16 protein-coding genes are annotated in these 19,596 nt (G+C 50.9%); all 16 read right to left on the reverse strand.

From position 1 onward, the window contains the following. Positions 1-41 precede the first annotated feature (41 nt). The 16 genes from EJL02_RS00760 to EJL02_RS00835 all read right to left on the reverse strand — a co-directional run bounded on the left by EJL02_RS00760 (position 42) and on the right by EJL02_RS00835 (position 19,535). The gene (locus EJL02_RS00760) at positions 42-2,234 is read right to left on the reverse strand and encodes an S-layer homology domain-containing protein (RefSeq protein WP_125114512.1); all 2,193 of its coding nucleotides are present in this window, start codon (positions 2,232-2,234) and stop codon (positions 42-44) included. 106 nt (positions 2,235-2,340) lie between these two features. Beyond that, positions 2,341-3,591: an ABC transporter permease gene (locus EJL02_RS00765; RefSeq protein ID WP_125114513.1), complete on the reverse strand. Its 1,251-nt coding sequence runs from the start codon at positions 3,589-3,591 to the stop codon at positions 2,341-2,343. After that, positions 3,588-4,346, reverse strand: coding sequence for an ABC transporter ATP-binding protein (locus tag EJL02_RS00770; protein WP_125114514.1), 759 nt, complete (start codon positions 4,344-4,346; stop codon positions 3,588-3,590). The genes EJL02_RS00765 and EJL02_RS00770 overlap by 4 nt, the downstream gene beginning before the upstream one ends. A gap of 11 nt (positions 4,347-4,357) precedes the next feature. Then, the gene (locus EJL02_RS00775) at positions 4,358-6,322 is read right to left on the reverse strand and encodes an efflux RND transporter periplasmic adaptor subunit (RefSeq protein ID WP_125114515.1); all 1,965 of its coding nucleotides are present in this window, start codon (positions 6,320-6,322) and stop codon (positions 4,358-4,360) included. A gap of 85 nt (positions 6,323-6,407) precedes the next feature. Beyond that, on the reverse strand, positions 6,408-6,920 hold the full coding sequence (locus EJL02_RS00780) for a hypothetical protein (protein ID WP_125114516.1): 513 nt from the start codon (positions 6,918-6,920) through the stop codon (positions 6,408-6,410). A gap of 130 nt (positions 6,921-7,050) precedes the next feature. After that, a complete protein-coding gene (locus EJL02_RS00785; RefSeq protein WP_125114517.1) occupies positions 7,051-7,962 on the reverse strand; it encodes an SPFH domain-containing protein in 912 nt (303 codons plus the stop codon). Positions 7,963-7,987: 25 nt separating this feature from the next. After that, positions 7,988-8,431 carry an NfeD family protein gene (locus EJL02_RS00790; protein ID WP_164510219.1) on the reverse strand — a complete coding sequence of 148 codons (444 nt, stop codon included), beginning with the start codon at positions 8,429-8,431 and terminating at the stop codon, positions 7,988-7,990. Between the two features lie 93 nt (positions 8,432-8,524). Further along, positions 8,525-9,958 carry a hypothetical protein gene (locus EJL02_RS00795; RefSeq protein ID WP_125114519.1) on the reverse strand — a complete coding sequence of 478 codons (1,434 nt, stop codon included), beginning with the start codon at positions 9,956-9,958 and terminating at the stop codon, positions 8,525-8,527. Positions 9,959-9,965: 7 nt separating this feature from the next. Then, on the reverse strand, positions 9,966-10,784 hold the full coding sequence (locus EJL02_RS00800; RefSeq protein WP_125114520.1) for a sensor histidine kinase: 819 nt from the start codon (positions 10,782-10,784) through the stop codon (positions 9,966-9,968). A gap of 9 nt (positions 10,785-10,793) precedes the next feature. Continuing rightward, complete coding sequence (locus EJL02_RS00805) at positions 10,794-12,377, reverse strand: response regulator transcription factor (RefSeq protein WP_125114521.1); 1,584 nt, start codon at positions 12,375-12,377, stop codon at positions 10,794-10,796. A 127-nt stretch (positions 12,378-12,504) separates the two neighbouring features. Then, positions 12,505-13,476 carry a sugar ABC transporter substrate-binding protein gene (locus EJL02_RS00810; protein ID WP_125114522.1) on the reverse strand — a complete coding sequence of 324 codons (972 nt, stop codon included), beginning with the start codon at positions 13,474-13,476 and terminating at the stop codon, positions 12,505-12,507. 69 nt (positions 13,477-13,545) lie between these two features. Continuing rightward, positions 13,546-14,493 carry an ABC transporter permease gene (locus EJL02_RS00815; RefSeq protein ID WP_125114523.1) on the reverse strand — a complete coding sequence of 316 codons (948 nt, stop codon included), beginning with the start codon at positions 14,491-14,493 and terminating at the stop codon, positions 13,546-13,548. Between the two features lie 15 nt (positions 14,494-14,508). Further along, positions 14,509-15,984 (reverse strand): sugar ABC transporter ATP-binding protein, encoded by a 1,476-nt coding sequence (locus tag EJL02_RS00820; RefSeq protein WP_442857992.1) that lies wholly within the window; start codon positions 15,982-15,984, stop codon positions 14,509-14,511. A gap of 297 nt (positions 15,985-16,281) precedes the next feature. Next, positions 16,282-17,907, reverse strand: a complete 1,626-nt coding sequence (groL, locus tag EJL02_RS00825; RefSeq protein ID WP_125114525.1) for a chaperonin GroEL — start codon at positions 17,905-17,907, stop codon at positions 16,282-16,284. 29 nt (positions 17,908-17,936) lie between these two features. Then, entirely contained in the window at positions 17,937-18,221 is a 285-nt protein-coding gene (locus EJL02_RS00830; RefSeq protein ID WP_125114526.1) for a co-chaperone GroES, read from the reverse strand. A 189-nt stretch (positions 18,222-18,410) separates the two neighbouring features. Beyond that, entirely contained in the window at positions 18,411-19,535 is a 1,125-nt protein-coding gene (locus tag EJL02_RS00835; RefSeq protein WP_125114527.1) for a THUMP domain-containing class I SAM-dependent RNA methyltransferase, read from the reverse strand. Between the last annotated feature and the right edge of the window lie 61 nt (positions 19,536-19,596).

The raw sequence follows: 19,596 nt of genomic DNA on the forward strand, positions 1-19,596 counted from the left end.
CAGCCGCAGAATGAATCTGCAGCTGCTCTTGGTTTATGGACTCAGGAGGCAGTGATCACGCGGATCTTACCGCCGTTCTCCGCAGTTTTATTGGCATAAACCCGGAAGGAAGTGTAATTGGACTTGGCGCTTTGCAGTGAAATAAATTCGCCTTGCGCCGGGATATAGACGCCGATATTGCTTGCCAAAGCGTAATAGCCATCCTTGGTTTTGACACCGGACGAGCCGTCAAACGCCGTTACATCGACGGTATCCACAAGGGTCAGTTTCTGCGTAGAAAGCGAAGTATTGACAATATCCTTGTTGGTAGAATATCCCTTCGGAATACCAACAGGCGTTCCGTTCAAAGTGCTTGTCAGCACAGGAACGCGATATTTTACTTCTGTTTCTGCTGAACCGGACCAGTATTTCAGCTTGATGAAATACGTTTTGTCGGAATCGCTGGACTCATCGCCAATGGTTTCACCATTGGCAATGCCGTATACCCAACTTTCGCCGGTCACATCGCCAAGCACAATATCCGTTACCGTACCTGCGGTGTCAGTCACCGTATAGCGGATCTGCTGCGACGGCACCGTGCTGAGCGCGATGTCCGAAGCATTGATGGCGCAAAGCGGTGCACCGGACAGTACCTCCTCATATACTCGCACCTTCGGCGATACCACGCGATCACCGAGCTTGTTTTCCGCAATGTTCCAACTGCCGGATACCTTGCCGGACAAGGTGCGCTTTGTGAGGTATATACTGCCGTTGGTGGACTGGCCAACCGTTACCACGCGGCCCAGCATGCTGGTCAGTTCATCCGCTTGGACGGAAATGTCCCGCAGCGTCAGTCCGTTAAACAGCGCGATCGTTGCCGAGGAATTCTCCTTGATATCGGTGACAATACCCTGCATATCTGCGTTGATTGCACTCTTGGGATATGCAGCTGCAACATTTCCATCCGCATCGAACAAGAGCGTGATGAAATCTTTGAGCTTGATATCCTTAAAGGTCGCGGCTGCACTATCTGAAATGGTGAAATTCTTACCAAACAGTGTGATCGTCTGCGGATAGCTAAAGGTCGGCGTACCGCTTTGATATTGGCCGCTCAGCTTTGCATCCGAAACAAGCGCCTGCTTGTTTGCAGCGTCCAGTGTTACCACGTCATACTTTTTCAGCTTGGTGCGATCGACAACCGTACCGTTCTTTATGATCTGATACTCTTCCGGAATGTTGATGGAAGTCGAAACACCATAAACGAACGTTCTTCCGGAGGAGGTGGAAATACGCGGCAGTACGGCCATCAGTTCCATCGTGCCATATTCGTTATAATAGCACGTCAGGGTATCGCCGGGCTGAATGCTCGACCACATTTCCGCAAAGGTGCCCAGTTTTCTGCCTTCGCTGGAAACATACAGGTTGGCATTCCGATCCGGGCGCAGCATCTGGGTATCCGTCTGGATCCCATCGGCAGTAACAGCACGCACCGTATACGTTTCAACCTTATTGTTGTTGGGCACCACACCGAGTGCAACCTTGTCGCCTTCCTTGCCGATCACAATGGTGCCATAAACACCGATCAGGCTCTTGTCCAGCGTACCGGCTGTCTTGCGCGGTGTTTCGGTAACCGAACCGCCTTCATAGAAAATCGCTTCATCGACGCCCAATTCGCTGTCAGTATCGCAGGTTTCGAGCAGAATGCTGTCCTTAATGGTGGCAGAAGCCACACGGTCCAGCAGCAGGCCGCCCTCATTGCCCTTGAGCGGCGTACCGAGCGTGTTGAGCAACATGGTTGCGGCATCCGAGCGCTTGACAACGGATTTGGCATCCGTCAGCGACACATTGCGGGTCAAGCCAAGGGACTGTGCTTTTGCGACATAGTCCGCAGGCCAGAAAGGACCGACATCCGCTTCGGAATAGCCGAGCATGCGCAGCAGCATCGTACAGACCTCACCGAAGTTTACCGTTTTATCCGGGCCAAACGTGCCATCGGCATAGCCACGGATAATCGCCTGTTCCTTCAGGTCCGGATGACGGACCGCAGCGTTGATGTATTGTGCCGCCCAGTGGGTGTTTTTCACATCGGGGAAAATGGTGTAGCTGCCATAGGCACTGACATCAGAGAAGCCCAAAGCGGTCACCGCCAGTTTGCAGAACTGCGCGCGTGTCAACGAGCTGTTCGGATCGAAACGGTTGTTGCCCATGCCCTGCATAATGCCAAGTGCATCCAGAACGGAAGCCGTCTGTGCCAATCTGGTATCCGAGATATCAGAAAAAGCAGCAGAGGCGGAAGATAAGACAAACAATAGAGATAATAATATGCTGATAAATCGCTTTTTCACGATGGTTCACCTCGCTTTATTGCGTGCGCAGCGCGTCAACCGGCTGCAAATTGGAGGCCTTATTGGCAGGATAAAGGCCGAAAATAATACCAATCAATGCAGAGAACAGGAAAGCACCAATGATCAGGCCGAAGGACGGCAAAACCGTAAACTGTTCAATGGTCGGCATATAGCTGTTCTGCATTTGCGGCACCAAAAGTATATTGCCAAGGATCGCGGACAAGAAGCAGCCGAGTATAATTCCGATGATGCCGCCAAAACACGATACAACTGCCGCTTCGATCAGAAATTGGCTGATGATATCGCGCTTTCGAGCGCCGATTGCCATACGGATACCAATTTCCCGTGTGCGTTGCGTGACGGACACCAACATAATATTCATAATTCCGATGCCGCCAACCAGCAAGGAAATGCCGGCAATGCCGCCACCGATCATGGCATACATGTTGGCCGATGCTTCGGATTGCTCCTGCCACTGGCTGTTGGAATAAGCACTGAAATATCCGCCGTTGGATTCGCATCGACTCTGCATAAAATCAGGCAGCAGCTTATCCGTCAACTCTGGGATATCCTCTTTCGTGGCGGCCTTGATGACATATTGTTTATCCGACATGCCACTTATGCTCATCATGCTGTTTTGCAGCGTATAAGGGAATACGATCAATTGGTCCTCGGTATTTAATTTACCGTCATATTTGCCGGTATACACACCGACGACTTCAAAACTCTTGCCGCCGATGCGCAGTTTCTGTCCCAGCGGACTCATCGCACCGAAAAAGTACTTTTTCAGGGTTTCACCAATGACACAGACGCGTGCGCGGGTATTACAGTCCTCCTTGGACAGGTCGCGGCCAATCGAAATCGTTCGGCTGGTCACTTCTCCATAATCCTGATTGCCGAAATACATATAGGTATAACCGTTGTCATTGGTCAGTTTCTTGGTGCGATATTGGATGCCGTCACTCTGCCAGTCATAATACTGGCTCTGCGGCGACCAGGCGGCAATTTTATCCGCAAGTTCGGTGTCCAGGTATTCTTCAAAATCCTGCCAGTCCTTGCTCTTGGCTCCATATCCGTATACATCAATACGATTGAGGCCCATCGCTTCATATTGCAGGCGCTGCAGCTTGGTACCGCCTTGGATGTATGAGACGATGGCGATAACCGAAGCTACGCCGATGATAATGCCAAGCATGGTCAAAATCGATCGCACTTTATTATCCATAATGGATTTCAAAGCCATGCGCATGCTTTGCAGCCAGTTCATGCTTCCAATCCTCCTTTCGCGGGAGCATCGGAAATAATATGTCCATCCTGAATGGTCACAATCCGCTTTGCCATTTGAGCAAGATGATTATCATGAGTGATCAGGATGATGGATGTTCCCTGCTCGTTCAATGTCGTCAGCTGCCGCATGATTTCCAAACCGGACGCGGAATCCAGATTGCCGGTAGGCTCATCTGCCATGATGATCGGCGGTTTTGCCGCGACGGCGCGTGCAATCGCAACACGCTGCTGCTGGCCACCCGACATCTCGCCCGGACGATGGTCCATGCGCTTTTCCAGTCCAACCGAAGTCAGTGCGTCGATTGCCAACTGCCTGCGCTCTTCCCTGCCCATACCGCGATAAATCAGCGGCAACTCGACATTTTCCAGCGCGGTCAGCGCGGGGATCAGATTGAACCCCTGAAAGATAAATCCAATTTCACGATTTCGGATACCGGACAAGACGGACGGCTTCATATCGCTGACTGCCTGTCCGTTCAGGTAATACGTTCCATAAGTCGGGATATCCAGGCAGCCGAGAATATTCATCAGTGTGGATTTGCCGGAACCGGATTGTCCCAAAATGCAGAGAAACTCTCCCCAATGGACCGCCAGTGAAATGTTATCCAAAGCACGGACTTCATTTTCCCGGCCTTCATTATAGATTTTACTCATTTGCTGAACATCAATCAGCAGATCGGTTGCGGCCGTTTCCACATCGGCCTGCACCGACTGAGGCGCTTTTTTCCAGAACATTGCGCCCCTCCTTATCCAACCGCCATCACGCCGGAATCGCCACCCATATCCGCATACAGATCCTGCGGTCCTGCAAGGAATACGGTTGTTCCTTCATCAATACCCCAGAGGATTTCCGTGTTGGTGGAATCCGCAATGCCAATTTCAACCGGCACCAGAACAAAACCTTCCGGGATATCCTCGGTTCCTTCTGGAATCGGCAGCGTTTCAGTAAAGGGAATTTCCTCGCCATTTTCATCGATCAGCGGTTTTGCAAATACAGCTGTGCCGCTGTCCGTATTGACGATTGCGCGGGACGGAACCATCAGACAATCCATCGAAGACGCGGTTGTGATTTGATATTCCACCATCATACCGCTGTAAATGGACTGTCCTTCGATCGGATCGATGGAAATAACAGCGCGGAACGTGGGCATGCTGCCCTGTCCGCCGCTGCTGTCTTGCGAGGGCTCCAGCGCCACCGAGTCCACCGTTCCGGTAAGCGAGAGCTGCGAACCATCATAAGTATACATACTCATGGTGGCAGGCTGGCCGGGCTGCACGGCTCCGACATCCGTGGACAGAATGTCTGCATTAACTACGATATCATTCAGGTCGGCCACAACAACCAGCGCGTCCGTTCCAGTGACTTCCTGATCCGGGACCGCATTCAGACTGACGACTACGCCGTCAATCGTGGATTCCACCGTGGAATTTGCAATCAATTTTTTTAGTTCTGTGATGCGCTCCTGCTTATCCTTGACCAGATTTTGCGCTGTCGTGACGCCGTTGCGCGCCGTTGTCACGCCGTTCTGCGCATTTTTCACTTCATCCTGTGCCGCATCGCTCGACAGACGCATAATCGTTGCACCACTATTATAATTATAATAGTCGATGCCATTGAGGGACGTGATTTCACCGCTGATCTGTGCGGTGACTGCTTCCTCACGGTTATATTCCAGCGTGCCGGACTCCGCCGGATAAACGGTGCCTGCACTGCTCGTGGAGATCGTTGCTGTCGCCGTCATACCCTTGGTCAGCGTACCCGGGTTCTTCATGGAAATTACAACGCGAAATACTTTGACACCCTCAGCCGAGATCTTTTCTGTCTTTTCCACCGAAGAAACCGAGCCCGAGATCTCGCTCATTGCCGACGGGATCGAAACGGTTGCCGACTGGCCGCTCTTGATATTATTGATGTAAGCGGAACTGAAATACAGCGAAAGGTTCATCTTGCTGTCATCGACCATGTAACCGATAACTTCGCCTTCGCTGATCTGCTGACCTACGCGATAGGACGTGGAATTGCCATCCGAATCCGTGGAAGGAATGATCTTGCCGGTAAACGGTGCGGTAACATTCAGCTTATTCAGCTTTTTCTGTGCAGTGCTCAATGTATTCTGCGCCTGCGTTACTTCAGCCTGCGCATCGGTAACGGAACGCTGCGCATCCGCCAATTCGTTTTGCGCGGTTTCCAGTTCCTTGCGCGTTTCAGTGGGATTGACAACGACAAGCTTGTCTCCCTTCTTGACCTCGTCACCAACCTCTACCAAAACATCGGTGACCTTACCCTTTAAATCCCGGCCAAGCTCTTCCCGCTTTTTGGCCGCGGTCACGCCGCTGCCTTCAATATAGGTTTCCAACATGCCGCGAGATGCGACAGCCGTTGTTTCGCCCTGCAGTTCGGTTCCCGTGTTGCGGGTTTTGAAAACCAGGAAGATTCCGGCGGCGATCAGCAAAACGATGACCGCAATGCCGATGCCGATACGCACGCCTTTGCTCAGACGGCTTTTCTTCTTATTCATCTTATCTGCATACTTGTTGCGTTTGGGGAGCGCGTTTTTATCCCCTTCCGCTTTGGCCGGTTCCGCGGCGGCTGCGGCAGTGGTAGTCTTTGCAGCCGTGGATGCAGCTACTGCAACCTTGCTGCCTGCTTTGGCGACATGTGCGCCGCCCTTGGAAGCGGTTTGCGGCTTCTGCTTGTTTTCTTCACTCATAAACGTCGTTCCTTTCTCTTCTCTATCCTGAAGCTATATGCGGAAAGCATGCACAGGGGTTTATGTTGATTTGATTTTTGGCTTGTCACAGCGTCATAAATTGCTGAAAAAACGTGTGAACCTGATCCGGCAAATGCTCCAGTGTTCCGTCGTTGACGAAGATGCCGTCATAGGTGTAATTGTTGACACCATCATCCGAACGGTTTCCAAGTGCACCACGGGCCTGTTCCAGACTGGGTCTATGCACCAGAACAGTTTTACAGTCCCCACCGACCGCTTGTCGGAAGCGTTCAATCGCTTCCGGTTCCCGTATATGGACAAACAGTATTTCTGCATCGCTTTGCAAAAACTGCTCATATTGCTCCATACAATACCGGAATGGCAAATCGTTAAACTCTGTGCAGATTTCCTTGAGTTGGGATAAGAAACGCCGCGCTTCCGGCGTTTTGTTGCCATCCCATCCCGCGGAACGTGCTACTTGAAGGATCGGAGTGATGGAAGATATGTTCTGCACTTTCCAAAAAGCGGCTGCTGTTTGGCAAATGGTATCTTTTCCTACGCCGCCGCTGCCATTGATAATAAACACATGCTTCTGCATCAAAACGCCCCTCCAAAGCACACTTTAACGCATATAGTGTACCACAATATATTGCGCGTTGCAAGCAAAGGCGCAGGCGATATCGTGAAAAACAGCCCGCCTAAAACGGCGGGCTGCATGAGTACCAGAGTTACTTTTCGGTTTTGGGGTCGGTAATGACTTCTTTGAACGAAGTCGCAAGGCCGGCAAGGCTCTGGATCTCGCTCGGGATGATGATTTTGGTGGATTTACCATCCGCTGCTGCGCTGAACGCTTCGAGGGATTTGAGTTTGATGACCTGTTCGGTCGGTGCCGCTTGGTTGAGCATGGCAATCGAATCGGCCAGTGCTTTTTGCACTGTCAGCAGTGCTTCAGCTTCGCCTTCCGCTTCCTTGATCTTTGCCAGGCGATTTGCTTCCGCAGCCAGAACAGTGGCTTCCTTTTCGCCTTCTGCCACCAGAATCGCGGATTGCTTTTTGCCTTCCGCCACCAGAATGGATTCGCGGCGTTCGCGCTCTGCCTTCATCTGCTTCTCCATGGATTCCTGGATTGCAGCCGGCGGGATGATGTTCTTCAGCTCCACGCGATTAACCTTAATGCCCCAAGCGTCGGTTGCTTCGTCCAGAATCGAACGCATCTTGGTGTTGATGATATCGCGGCTGGTCAGCGTCTGATCCAGTTCCAAGTCGCCGATGATATTACGGAGTGTGGTTGCTGTCAAGTTTTCGATCGCAGCCATCGGGCTCTCAATACCATAGGTGAACAGCTTGGGATCGGTGATCTGGAAATATACGACTGTGTCGATCTGCATCGTAACATTATCCTTCGTGATAACCGGCTGGGGCGGGAAATCCACAACCTGCTCTTTGAGGGTCACTCTGCGTGCCACGCGCTCAAACAGCGGCACTTTAATATGCAGACCGGTGTTCCAAGTGCACTTGTATGTGCCCAGTCGTTCCACAATATAGGCTTTTGCCTGCGGAACAATAACGATGTTGCTTGCCAGAAAAGCAATCAGCAGGATGGCTAAAACGATCCAAAGTCCATAAATCAAAAACGGCATACTGTTCTCCTTTACTCCTCAAAAATTATCCAACCTTTTGCACCACGGCTTTGACGCCGCGGATTGCAACAACCTTGACTGTCGTGCCTTCCGGGATAACAGAATCATCCTCGCTGCGGGCGGTCCAAATAGATCCCATAATCTTGACCGCGCCGGTTTCATGCACATTATCAATCTGCTCCGTAACCACTGCGATCTCACCGATGATACGATCTGCATTGGTGGGTTCATTTTTTGTTTTCAGAAATTTGCGGCAGAACGGACGAACCAGTGCAAGCAGCGCCGCGGAAAACAGGACGAAAATCGTCAGCTGCGCAGAGATCTCCAACGAAAGGCTTGCGGCGATCAAGGCGGCAACACCACCGACTGCAAACCAAATGGCACACAGATCCAGAGTGAATGCCTCAACTGCTACACATATAATGATGACACCCATCCAGATATAAAGGGTGTTGATTCCAAACAGCATCTTGCAGATCCCTCCTTTGGCAACAGTATAGCATGCAGGTGTGAAAATGTACAGTAAAACCATAGTAACAATCAGCGGTGGGAATGCATCAATTCATTCGTTGATATAATGCAGCCTCTGCAGAAATTCCTTGTTCTGTGTTTTCTCACAAATTGCATCAATGCCGGAGGATATGACCCAGATCGCCATGCCCCGTCTGGCGCAAGTCACAAGCATATCGATGATCATTTCATGGTGTGCCGACTCCTGCCCGGCAAACGGGAAAAAGCAGATCAGCAGCCGTGGATTGATCAAATACCATTTATAATAGGAAAACCGTAACCGCTCCGGTAAGGTCCATTCGCATAAGGGACGCAATAACGCTTCCCGCGTGAACCACCCGGAGGCTTCCTGCAAAATATTTTCCATGATTTTCTTTCGGACGATATGCCGTCCGGCTTTGGGAAGCAGGCAGGTGCTGAGATTGTCTAATGCGGTCAATTTGTCAAACAAGACACCGCTTGGACGATCCGGGCGTTCAATTTGAATCCCGATATCCGTACCTATGATTTTTGACAGTTCACTGTGCTCATATTTTTTCCCATCCAAACGAAATTCCCCGCTCAACCAGCTTTTTTCCCGCAAAAAACAATCCCGGATCTGTGATACGGTATTGTAATTCTCATCCCGCAGGAACGCGATCTCACCGCTGCGGATCTGAAAATTCATCGGTTTTAACGTAGGGAAAGTCAGATTGGCAACTGACAGGATAACTTTTTCATCATCACGAGGCTCCGAACGCACCGCGCTGTTGCTGCTTCGGCGTTTCCACCCCAATATTTCATACAGCCGGTCATCGTATTCTTCCGGATACAGCCGATAGAACGATTTCCGGTTTTTGATGATATCCACCCGGTTTGCATACTGATACAGAAATTCCTCATTCATATCGCAAACCAACACTGCAGAGCCCTGCTTGAGCAAATACTGGACGCATTGCATCAGCTGTTTCAGATCTCTCCAACGAAGGATTTCTGTCAAACGATCCAGAATCAGCAGCTCACTCTTCCAAAACCAAACACGAAAGACCGAAAGGCGATAATAATCCAACAGAGAAAGCGCGGAAAGCTTCTGTTCCCATGACAAAAACAACCCCATCTGCTGCATCATGTCTGCGGTTGCTTTTGCATGAAGTTCTTCTTCCGCAGCCTTGTTTTTTCTCCACCGAGTGGGTTTTCCCAAAGACATGACAAAATCCCATACGGTCAGTTCCTTGGAATCGAAGCGGAATTTGTCGGCGATCATGCTGCGCTGCGTGATCCAACGCTCCAAATCAATGGAACCAGCACGGCGGCCATACAGGAATACTTTGCCGCTTCTCATATGGGAATATCCTTTGAAAATGTCCAGGAAAGCCGTACCGGAAGTAAGGTGATCATCAACGTATATGCCAATACATTCCCCGCGTGAGATAGCAATATCAAATTGATAGTCGCTGCCTTCACGCTGGAAATGGCCATTCTCAACGCGGATCAGTTCCTCTTTCATTGATTCCTCAGTCCTCCTGCGAAAGCAGCGGCAATGTGATACAGCACTCTGTGCCGATGCCTGCAGCACTGTAAATGCGCAGGCCGTAATCCTCTCCGAACATCAAACGGATACGACTGTTGACATTTCGCAGCGCGATACCGCCTCGCTGTTGTCCGCTTACGGTTGTGCTGTCCCCCGCGAATTGTGCATTTAATCGCTCGACCTGTTCTTCCGGCATACCGATTCCATCATCCCGTACACGCAGAAACAAAGTTTGTTCACTGTTTTCTACGATGATCCGCACGGTACCATGTTCGATTTTTCCTTCCAGGCCATGCGAAACCGCATTTTCAACAAGCGGCTGCAAAATGAGCTTGGGCATACGCGCTTCCAGCAGCTCTTCGTTTTCCATTTCAAGCTCGAGAGAAAGCTTATCGCCAAAACGACAGCGCTGAATGGTGAAATAATTTTCTGCATTATCCAGTTCATCAGAAAAGGTGACATATTCCTGCACATTGGAAATGGTATAACGAAAAAAAGTGGCCAATGCCTCTGTGGTTTCTGCAATTTCTTCGCAGTCTGCTAAAAGGGCATCCGCGCGGATCGCTTCCAATGCATTATACAGAAAATGCGGATTGATTTGGTTTTGCAGGGCGAGATATTCCGCCTGCTTTTGCTGTAGCTTCGTGATTTCTTCGCCATGCAGCCGGTCTTCGATGTCGCCCAGAAACACATTCAGATCGGGGCTTTTGCTCCAATCCATATGTAATACGGCTTCCAGGTTTTTATCATTGCGATAACGCCGCAACGCACGCCAAAGTTTCCATCCACCTCTCAGCGACATATGCTCACCTTACTTGTACAACTTTTTATAGTCCGACGGACTGACGCCCGTTATTTTCTTAAACAGACGGGAGAAATATTTCAGATCCCGGTAACCCACCATCTCCGCGACGTCCTGAATGGACAAATTATCCGTGCAAAGAAGTTCTTTGGACTTATTGATGCGCAGTTCGGTCAGGTAATCCATGAAATTCTGACCGGTTTCCTTTTTAAACAGCGCAGAAAAATAGGTTGCGTTAAATCCGACCGCACTGCTGACATCTTCCAGGCGCAACGCTTCCTGATAGTGCTGTTGGATATAGTGTTTAGCTTCTGTGATGGGACGTGTTTCCTGCATGGATTTTACTTCCCGAAGGCGCTGGATCTGCCTTTGAACCCCTTCCCGCAGCAACCGGAATATATCCTGAGCGTTAGTGCAGCGCCAGAAGTTTTCCTGCATGGTTTCCTCAAAACGCTCCTCTACATTGCCGCTCTGCTTCATACCATAATTGGCAGCCTCCAAAATCTGCTCGAACCAATCTTCGAGCATTTGTCCGTTGAGCGGTTTCCGGGGTAAAATGCAGCGATAACTATCCTCCAATTCCTGTTTGAAGCGCTCCTCGTCCAGATACTCTGCCGCTTCCTGGAATCGTTTTTTCTGTGCAGGGTCCATTTGGTACCGTTCGTCGAAGGCGGGCGGTTCAGTTTCCGCGTCACGCCACGGCTGCACCCGGCAAAGCCGATCCAGACAAAGCCAAAGTGCCTCGCGCATAGATTCATCCATTTGTTCCAGACTGGATTTTCGACTTCCAAGGCAAATAGTGCCTCGAATATCCCAAAAAAGATCCCGCTGTTTTTCAATTTCTTTCCGGATTTTAGTAAAGCACTGTTTCACCTCAACCGCCTGATAATCCCGCAGGAACAAAACGGCGGCTACGCCTTCCTTCTGCACGGAGACTGCATATTCATCAGCCAGCTGCTGTACCTCTCGCCGCACAATCTCCAATGTGTGGTGCATCATGATCTGGTACCCATCCAAATACTGTTCCGCATTGGAAATATCGGGTTTGACCAATACAGCAAAATAGCTTCCCGCACCAAAGTGGAAGCCGTATTCTGATTCGGCCTGTTCCGCGCTCAGAAAAGGTTGCTGCCGTTTGGTGGCATTTTTCAGTGCAGTCATCAGCAGTTCCTGACGCCGCTCGCCGCTCTTTTTCAATTGGAATTCCAACGCGGCTTCCTCGCCCAATTTATCTTTCAATCGAAGCAGAATCCCGTAGAGTTCTTCCTGCTTGAGCGGTTTGAGCAGATAATCCTCTACACCATATTTCAAGGCATTCTGCGCGTACTCGAATTGGCGGTATCCACTGATTACGATTGAGTGCAATTTAGGCTGCAGCTCTTTGGCGCGGCGTATCAAATCAATCCCATCGCAACCAGGCATGCGAATATCGGTTATGAGCAAATGCGGCTGTTTTTCTTTCACCAGCTCCAGTGCCCGATAACCGTCGTTGGCAATTCCGACGACTTCGTAACCAAGCGATTGCCAGTCGATCAATTTCTGCATCAGCAAAATCACTTTGATCTCATCGTCTGCAAGAACTACCCTTAACATAATCCACCCCCGGTAAAATACGGATCCTATGAGAAAAGGGAAAACGAATTCGTTTTCCCTTTTCCATATTCATCATAACACGTTCGCTGGCATTTGCCAAATGGAAATCATGCGCATACGAATTATCTTATTCGTAATCTGCAACGTTGGATGCATCGATCCAAGTGTTGTCCGTAATGATAACATTCTCATCCAGCGTGCCGCCGCCAAGCAGCGTAACCGCAGCTTCGATGGCATTTGCCGCCATTGCGCCGCCGTTCTGAGAAACCGTACCGGTGATGCGGCCGTCATTGATCGCTTCAAAGCCGTCCGGCGTGCCGTCAACACCCGTGATAATAATACCGCTGTTCGCGCCTGCTGCATTACCGGCGCCAACCGCCATGCCGTCGTTCTCGCAGATGATCGCATCCAGATCATATGCGGACAGCCAGCTCTCAACCGTTGCCTGTGCGCTTGCAGTATCCCACTGGCAGTCTGCCGGTGCAACCACCTGAACCATGTCCGGATAGTTCTTCAGGACATTCTCATAGCCTTCCATGCGCTGCAGTCCGCCGGAGTCGCCGGAGGGGCCGGTCAAGATTGCGATGTTGCCCTTACCATTCAGCAGGTCCGCAACATGCTGCATTTCGGTTTCGCCAGCCTTGACGTTATCGCCGTAAGAAACTGCCGAGATACCGTAGTTTTCCCAATCGGTGCATGCAGAAATGATATTGATGACCACGACGCCCGCATCCGCCGCGCTCTTAGCCGCATCACACAGGCCGTCCGGATCAACAGGCTCGAACAGGATTGCGTCATACCCCTCAGAGACACACTGCTCGATCTGGCTGATCTGCGTTGCAGCGTCCTGATCTGCGCTCAGGATCGTCAGGTCAACGCCCATTTCCTCTGCCTTTGCCTCAGCCGCTTCGGATACTGCGATCTGAAATGCGTTGGTCTGATGCTGCTGGATCAGTGCGATCTTATAAGCACCATCGGTCGAATCTGTACTCGCGTCGGAATTCTGCGAGTCGTCGGTTGCGGTGTTGCCGCAGCCGGTTGCCATACCAAGCGTCATTGCGCCGGCCATTAACATGGCAAGAAGTCTCTTTTTGCTCATTTTACTTCCTCCTCAAAAGCTTTTATGATAAGAACAGGACGCAACACTTGTCCTCGTTCCTAACATCCGTCAGTTTTTCTTGCTTTTTCCCTTGACATCGATCAAAACGGCCAAAACGATGATGACGCCCTTGACAATCTTCTGCCAGTGAGACGAAACGCCCATGATGTCCAAGCCGTTTGCAATCACCGTAATCAACAGACAGCCGATCACAACGCCCCACGGCTTGCCGACGCCGCCCGACATGGATACGCCGCCAACCACGCATGCCGTAATGGCATCCATTTCATAGCTTTCGGCTGCAGTCGGCTGACCGATGGTGACACGCGAAGTCATCAGAAAACCGCTTAAACCCGCCAGCAGGCCTGCGATCGCAAATGTGGAAATGCGAATCAAGGTCGTATTGATACCGGAAACACGCGCAGCCTGCAAATTACCACCGCAGGCATAGACGCGGCGGCCGTAAACTGTTTTGGCCAAAATAAAAGAGCAGATAAGAATGACTATCACAAGGAAAACTGCCAGCATCGGAATGCCTGCAATCGAGCTTGCTGCAACAGCCTTGTATTCCGCGCTGATACCGGTGATCGGTTTGCCGTTGGAAGTCAGGAGCGCCAAGCCGCGCACTGCGGTCATGGTACCAAGCGTCATAATAAACGGAGGCAAATCTCCTACTGCAACGCCAACGCCATTGACAACTCCGACAGCCAAACCCGCCAGCATGGCGACAACAAGCGGAACGATCAGCGGATACTGCCCCTGCCCCAGCATAGCAGCCAAAATGCCGGCAAATGCGACAGTGGAACCGACCGACATATCAAAACCGCCGGCAATGATGACAAACATCATGCCAAAGGCCAAAATACCGTTGATAGAAGCTTGCTTCAAGATGTTGACCAAGTTGCCTGGCTGAATGAAACTGGGCTTTAAGCACGTCAACACAATGACCAGCACAATAAAGATTACAAAGATAAAGTATTCGCTGATCAGCGCTTTTGCATTTTTCGTCTTTTTCATGTTTTCCCCTTCCTTTTATACCTCGATGGCAGAGGCAAGCGTCATAATCCGCTCCTGAGAGAACTCTTCTCGCGTGACCTCACCCGAAAAATTGCCTTCGCACATTACCATGATCCGGTCACAAACACCCATCAGTTCCGGAATTTCCGAAGAAATCATGATAACCGCCTTGCCCTGCTGTACCAGACTGCCCAGCAGCAAGTAAATATCGCGCTTTGCACCGACGTCAATGCCGCGAGTGGGTTCATCCAAAATGATGATATCCGGATCATTCAGCAGCCACTTTGCAATAACCACTTTCTGCTGATTGCCGCCGGACAAATTCCCGACAATCTGATCTCCGGAAGGAGTTTTGATATTCAGCTTTTCGATATACTCTTGTGATGCGCTGCGCGCTTTGTTTTTGTTATACAAGCCGTTGGTGACCAGTTTTTGGATGGCTACCATTGCAATGTTGTCATTGACCGAACCGCTCAGATTCAGACCGGTTACCTTGCGATCCTCGGTAATCAGTGCGACGCCTTCCTTGATGATATCGCGCGGCGAATGCACATGGACCTTTTTGCCCTTCACAATAATTTCTCCGCCGGACAATTCATGCATCCCGAAGATACCTTCTACCAATTCACTGCGTCCTGCGCCGACCAGACCGCCAATGCCAAGAATTTCGCCCTTGCGAACAGAAAGGCTGACGCCCTTGACTTTATTGTCCGCACGAACGATGTCCTTCGCTTCAAAAATCACTTCGCCGATCTTGGCTTCCAGCTTGGGAAATACATCCGTGATTTCACGACCGACCATCATTTTGATCAATTGTGCTTCATTCAGATCTTTTGTCTCACCGGAACCAATGTATTGGCCGTCCCGATATACACTGACACGGTCACAAATGGAGAAAATTTCATCCATACGATGCGATATGTAAATGATCGCAACGCCCTTTTCCTTCAATCTGCGAATATGACCAAACAGAAGCTCAACTTCGCGCTCGGTAATGGCCGCTGTCGGCTCATCCATAATGATAACCTTTGCGTTGATCGAAATCGCCTTGATGATCTCGATTAACTGGCATTGTGCAACCGTCAGGTTGCGAAGCCGTTCTTTGGGAGAAACATGCAGACCACATTCTTCAATCAGACGCTGCGCTTCTTCGATTTCCGCCTTGTTATCTACCAAGCCATGCTTGCGCAGCTCCCGGCCTACAAAGATGTTTTCAAACACGGTCATATCCAGAATCGGATTCAGCTCCTGATGGATCATTGCAACACCATGATCCATGGCCTCCTTTGGATTGGCTACTTTATAAGGCTGTCCGTTGAAAAGGATCTCGCCGCCTTCGTCCTTTGTGTAAATACCCATCAGGATTTTCATCAATGTGGACTTGCCGGCGCCGTTCTCGCCCATCAATGCATGCACTTCTCCAGGCTTCACCTGCAATTGCACATGATCCAGCGCTTTGACACCCGGGAAGGTCTTGCTGATATCCTTCATTTCCAGTATATATTCCATGCTTTCTTCCCTCCTCACTCTTCATTTCTTTGTGATTATTTTATCAAAGCATTTATCTTCGCGAAACTTCTATTTTTCACATGAGGGGGGAGATTCTTTGGAAATTTCTCAAAAAAGTCAATTTAGAAAAAAATAGAACCAATACTTTGTATGATTTGCATATATTTTACATAAGACGCACAGCAAAATACCCAAAAAGAAATTGCCTGTTTAGTAAAAATACAAAAAGGACAGCAATTTTCATTGCTGTCCTTTGAGAACGATGTTTGAGGGAAGCTATTAATACATGCCGCCCATATCCGGAGCTGCCGGTGCCGGAGCAACCGGTTCCTTCTTATCGGCAACCAGGCTCTCGGTGGTCAGAACCATAGAGGCAACGGAAGCCGCATTCTGCAGGGCCGAACGGTTTACCTTGGTCGGGTCTACGATGCCGTTGGCAATCATATCGCCGTAGGTTTCGGTAGCCGCATCAAAGCCATAACCCACCTTGCCGGAATTCTTGACCTTATCGACAACGATAGCACCTTCGATGCCCGCGTTGTAAGCGATCTGCGTCATCGGTGCTTCCAGGCCGCGTGCAACGATCTGCATGCCGGTCTTCTCGTCGCCTTCTGCCGCCTCAGCCAGTGCTTCAACCGCTGCGATTGCGTTGACATATGCTACGCCGCCGCCGGCAACAATGCCTTCTTCCACAGCTGCACGGGTTGCATTGAGTGCATCCTCGATGCGCAGCTTCTTTTCCTTCATTTCGGTCTCGGTAGCAGCGCCAACCTTGATGACGGCTACGCCGCCAGCCAGCTTAGCCAGACGCTCCTGCAGCTTCTCACGGTCAAAGTCAGAAGTGGTGCGCTCAATTGCGCCGCGGATCTCAGCCACGCGGTTTGCAATTGCCTGCTTGTCGCCAGCGCCGTCTACAATCGTGGTATTCTCCTTGGTAACCTTGATCTGACGCGCGGTGCCCAGCATATCCATGGTCGCATCCTTCAGCTCGATGCCGACTTCCTCGGAGATAACCGTGCCGCCGGTCAGGATCGCGATATCACGCAGCATATCCTTACGGCGATCGCCAAAGCCCGGCGCCTTAACAGCAACACAGGTGAAGGTGCCGCGCAGGCGGTTGACGATCAGGGTGGACAGGGCCTCGCCCTCGATATCCTCTGCGATGATCAGCAGCTTCTTGCCGGACTTAACAACCTGCTCGAGGATCGGGAGCAGCTCCTGAATGTTGGAGAGCTTCTTATCGGTGATCAGCACGAGGGCGTCATCCAGATTGGCTTCCATCTTCTCGGTATCGGTGCACATATAAGGAGTGACGTAACCGCGGTCAAACTGCATGCCCTCGACAACCTCGGAATAGGTCTCAGCGGTCTTGGACTCTTCCACGGTGATAACGCCGTCGGTGGAAACCTTCTCCATTGCCTCAGCAATCAGCTTGCCGATCTCGTCGTCGCCGGAAGAGATCGCACCAACACGGGCGATATCATTGGTGCCGTCAACAGCCTTGGAGTTCTTTGCAATGGCCTCAACTGCAGCATTGACAGCCTTGGAGATACCGCGGCGCATTACCATCGGGTTTGCACCGGCTGCAACATTCTTCAGGCCCTCGCGTACGAATGCCTGCGCCAGAACGGTTGCGGTGGTGGTACCGTCGCCCGCGATGTCGTTGGTCTTGGTCGCAACTTCCTTGACCAGCTGCGCGCCCATGTTCTCATACGGATCGTCCAGTTCGATTTCCTTGGCGATGGTGACGCCGTCGTTCGTGATCAGCGGAGCGCCGTACTTCTTATCGAGCACTACGTTGCGGCCCTTCGGACCGATGGTTACCTTAACGGTATCGGCGAGCTGATCAATGCCGCGCTGCAAAGCCTTGCGTGCATCTTCGCCGTAAATAAGCTGTTTCGCCATGATAAATTACCTCCTGATAAACCTGATTCTTACTCAACGATTGCAAGGATATCGCTCTGACGAACGATGATATACTTCTCGCCGTCCAGCTTGACCTCGGTGCCAGTGTACTTGCCGGTGATAACCTTCTGGCCCTTCTTTACTTCCATCTTGATTTCCTTGCCGTCTACCACGCCACCCGGGCCGACCTCAATAATCTCAGCAATCTGCGGCTTTTCCTGCGCAGACGCAGTAAGGATGATGCCGCTGGCAGTAGTTTCCTCTGCCTCGACCATCTTGATAACAACACGATCGCAAAGGGGTTTGAGTTTCATAACGGATGCCTCCTATGAAAATTAAATTAACAAAGTCAATGTTTTAGCACTCGAATCACCTGAGTGCTAACTCGAGTATTATATTACATCAAGTCTTTCCATTTATCAAGAGGTTTTTTGGAAAACGCACCAAAAAAATTATGAATTTTTTGTGAATCCCACGCAGCATTTTGCTGGTTGATTAGCAATTCAATGCCGGGAGTGCTTAAAGTACATATGCAGTTCACATTTGATCATGCCGTTATACAATTTCCGGCGTTTGTCCGCTTTTCGGCCGAAACAACGTTCAAACAACGGATCTGAGCTGAGAATATACTGTTTCATTGGCGATTTTCCAATCGCAGCGCCCAGTTTCTGATACAGCGCTTCGGCTTCCTGCAGATCCATCAGGCGTTCCCCGTACGGCGGATTGGCAATCAATACGCCGTTTCCGGTATAATCCCGCGAAACCGCATCGGCCTGTTCAAAAAATACGGTATTGGCAACGCCTGCCTTGCGTGCGTTCTCGATCGACAGCTGTACACACGCCGGATCGATATCACTGCCAACAATGTCAAACCGTGCTCCGCCATCTGCCATGCCAATGGCATCCTCTCTTGCCCGTCGCCAAACCGAAGAATCAAAGCAGGGCCACTTTTCGGCGTCAAATGCGCGCATGAGACCGGGCGCGCGTCGCTGCGCAATCATCGCCGCTTCGATCGCAATGGTGCCGGAACCGCAGAACGGATCGACAAACGGCTCTCTTCCCCGCCAGCGTGCCAATTTTACCATAGCCGCCGCGAGCGTTTCCCGCAGCGGCGCCGCATTGCTGTTGGCGCGATAGCCACGCTTGTGCAGTCCGGCGCCCGACGTATCCAGATACAGCTCTGCGGTGTCGTGCATGATCGAAAACTGGATCTGGTATTTTGCGCCGCTTTCCTCAAACCAGTTCTGATGGTACTGCGCGCCCAACCTAGATACCACGGCCTTTTTGATGATCTTCTGGCAATCCGGAATGGAATGCAATGCGGAATTCAAACTATGCCCCTTGACCGGAAACGCGCCATCCTTCGTGATAAACTGTTCCCATGGCAGCGCACGCACCCCTTCAAACAACTGGTCAAAGGTTTTCGCCGGGAAAGAACCCAGCCGAATCAGCACTCGCTCCGCGCAGCGCAAGTTCAGGTTGGCCCATGCCAATGTATTTTCATCGCCTTCAAACAATACCCGCCCGTTTTCCGCATGCACGTCGTTCAGCTTTCCGCCAAAGCGGAGCTCATCTGCAACAAGGCCTTCCAAACCGAACAACGTCGGGCAACACAGGGTCAATTCCATGTATGCACTCCCCTTTTCTCCTGCAAAAAGGCTCCTGCCGGAATCGAGGGCAGGAGCCGTC

The organism is Agathobaculum sp. Marseille-P7918 (assembly GCF_900625105.1).
GTDB lineage: Bacteria > Bacillota > Clostridia > Oscillospirales > Butyricicoccaceae > Agathobaculum.

Coding starts and splice junctions, on each gene's coding strand:
- EJL02_RS00765 (WP_125114513.1), bottom strand. CDS start 3,591: ATGAACTGGCTGCAAAGCATGCGCATGGCTTTGAAATCCATTATGGAT.
- EJL02_RS00770 (WP_125114514.1), bottom strand. CDS start 4,346: ATGTTCTGGAAAAAAGCGCCTCAGTCGGTGCAGGCCGATGTGGAAACG.
- EJL02_RS00775 (WP_125114515.1), bottom strand. CDS start 6,322: ATGAGTGAAGAAAACAAGCAGAAGCCGCAAACCGCTTCCAAGGGCGGC.
- EJL02_RS00780 (WP_125114516.1), bottom strand. CDS start 6,920: ATGCAGAAGCATGTGTTTATTATCAATGGCAGCGGCGGCGTAGGAAAA.
- EJL02_RS00785 (WP_125114517.1), bottom strand. CDS start 7,962: ATGCCGTTTTTGATTTATGGACTTTGGATCGTTTTAGCCATCCTGCTG.
- EJL02_RS00790 (WP_164510219.1), bottom strand. CDS start 8,431: ATGCTGTTTGGAATCAACACCCTTTATATCTGGATGGGTGTCATCATT.
- EJL02_RS00795 (WP_125114519.1), bottom strand. CDS start 9,958: ATGAAAGAGGAACTGATCCGCGTTGAGAATGGCCATTTCCAGCGTGAA.
- EJL02_RS00800 (WP_125114520.1), bottom strand. CDS start 10,784: ATGTCGCTGAGAGGTGGATGGAAACTTTGGCGTGCGTTGCGGCGTTAT.
- EJL02_RS00805 (WP_125114521.1), bottom strand. CDS start 12,377: ATGTTAAGGGTAGTTCTTGCAGACGATGAGATCAAAGTGATTTTGCTG.
- EJL02_RS00810 (WP_125114522.1), bottom strand. CDS start 13,476: ATGAGCAAAAAGAGACTTCTTGCCATGTTAATGGCCGGCGCAATGACG.
- EJL02_RS00815 (WP_125114523.1), bottom strand. CDS start 14,493: ATGAAAAAGACGAAAAATGCAAAAGCGCTGATCAGCGAATACTTTATC.
- EJL02_RS00820 (WP_442857992.1), bottom strand. CDS start 15,984: ATGAAGGATATCAGCAAGACCTTCCCGGGTGTCAAAGCGCTGGATCAT.
- groL (WP_125114525.1), bottom strand. CDS start 17,907: ATGGCGAAACAGCTTATTTACGGCGAAGATGCACGCAAGGCTTTGCAG.
- EJL02_RS00830 (WP_125114526.1), bottom strand. CDS start 18,221: ATGAAACTCAAACCCCTTTGCGATCGTGTTGTTATCAAGATGGTCGAG.
- EJL02_RS00835 (WP_125114527.1), bottom strand. CDS start 19,535: ATGGAATTGACCCTGTGTTGCCCGACGTTGTTCGGTTTGGAAGGCCTT.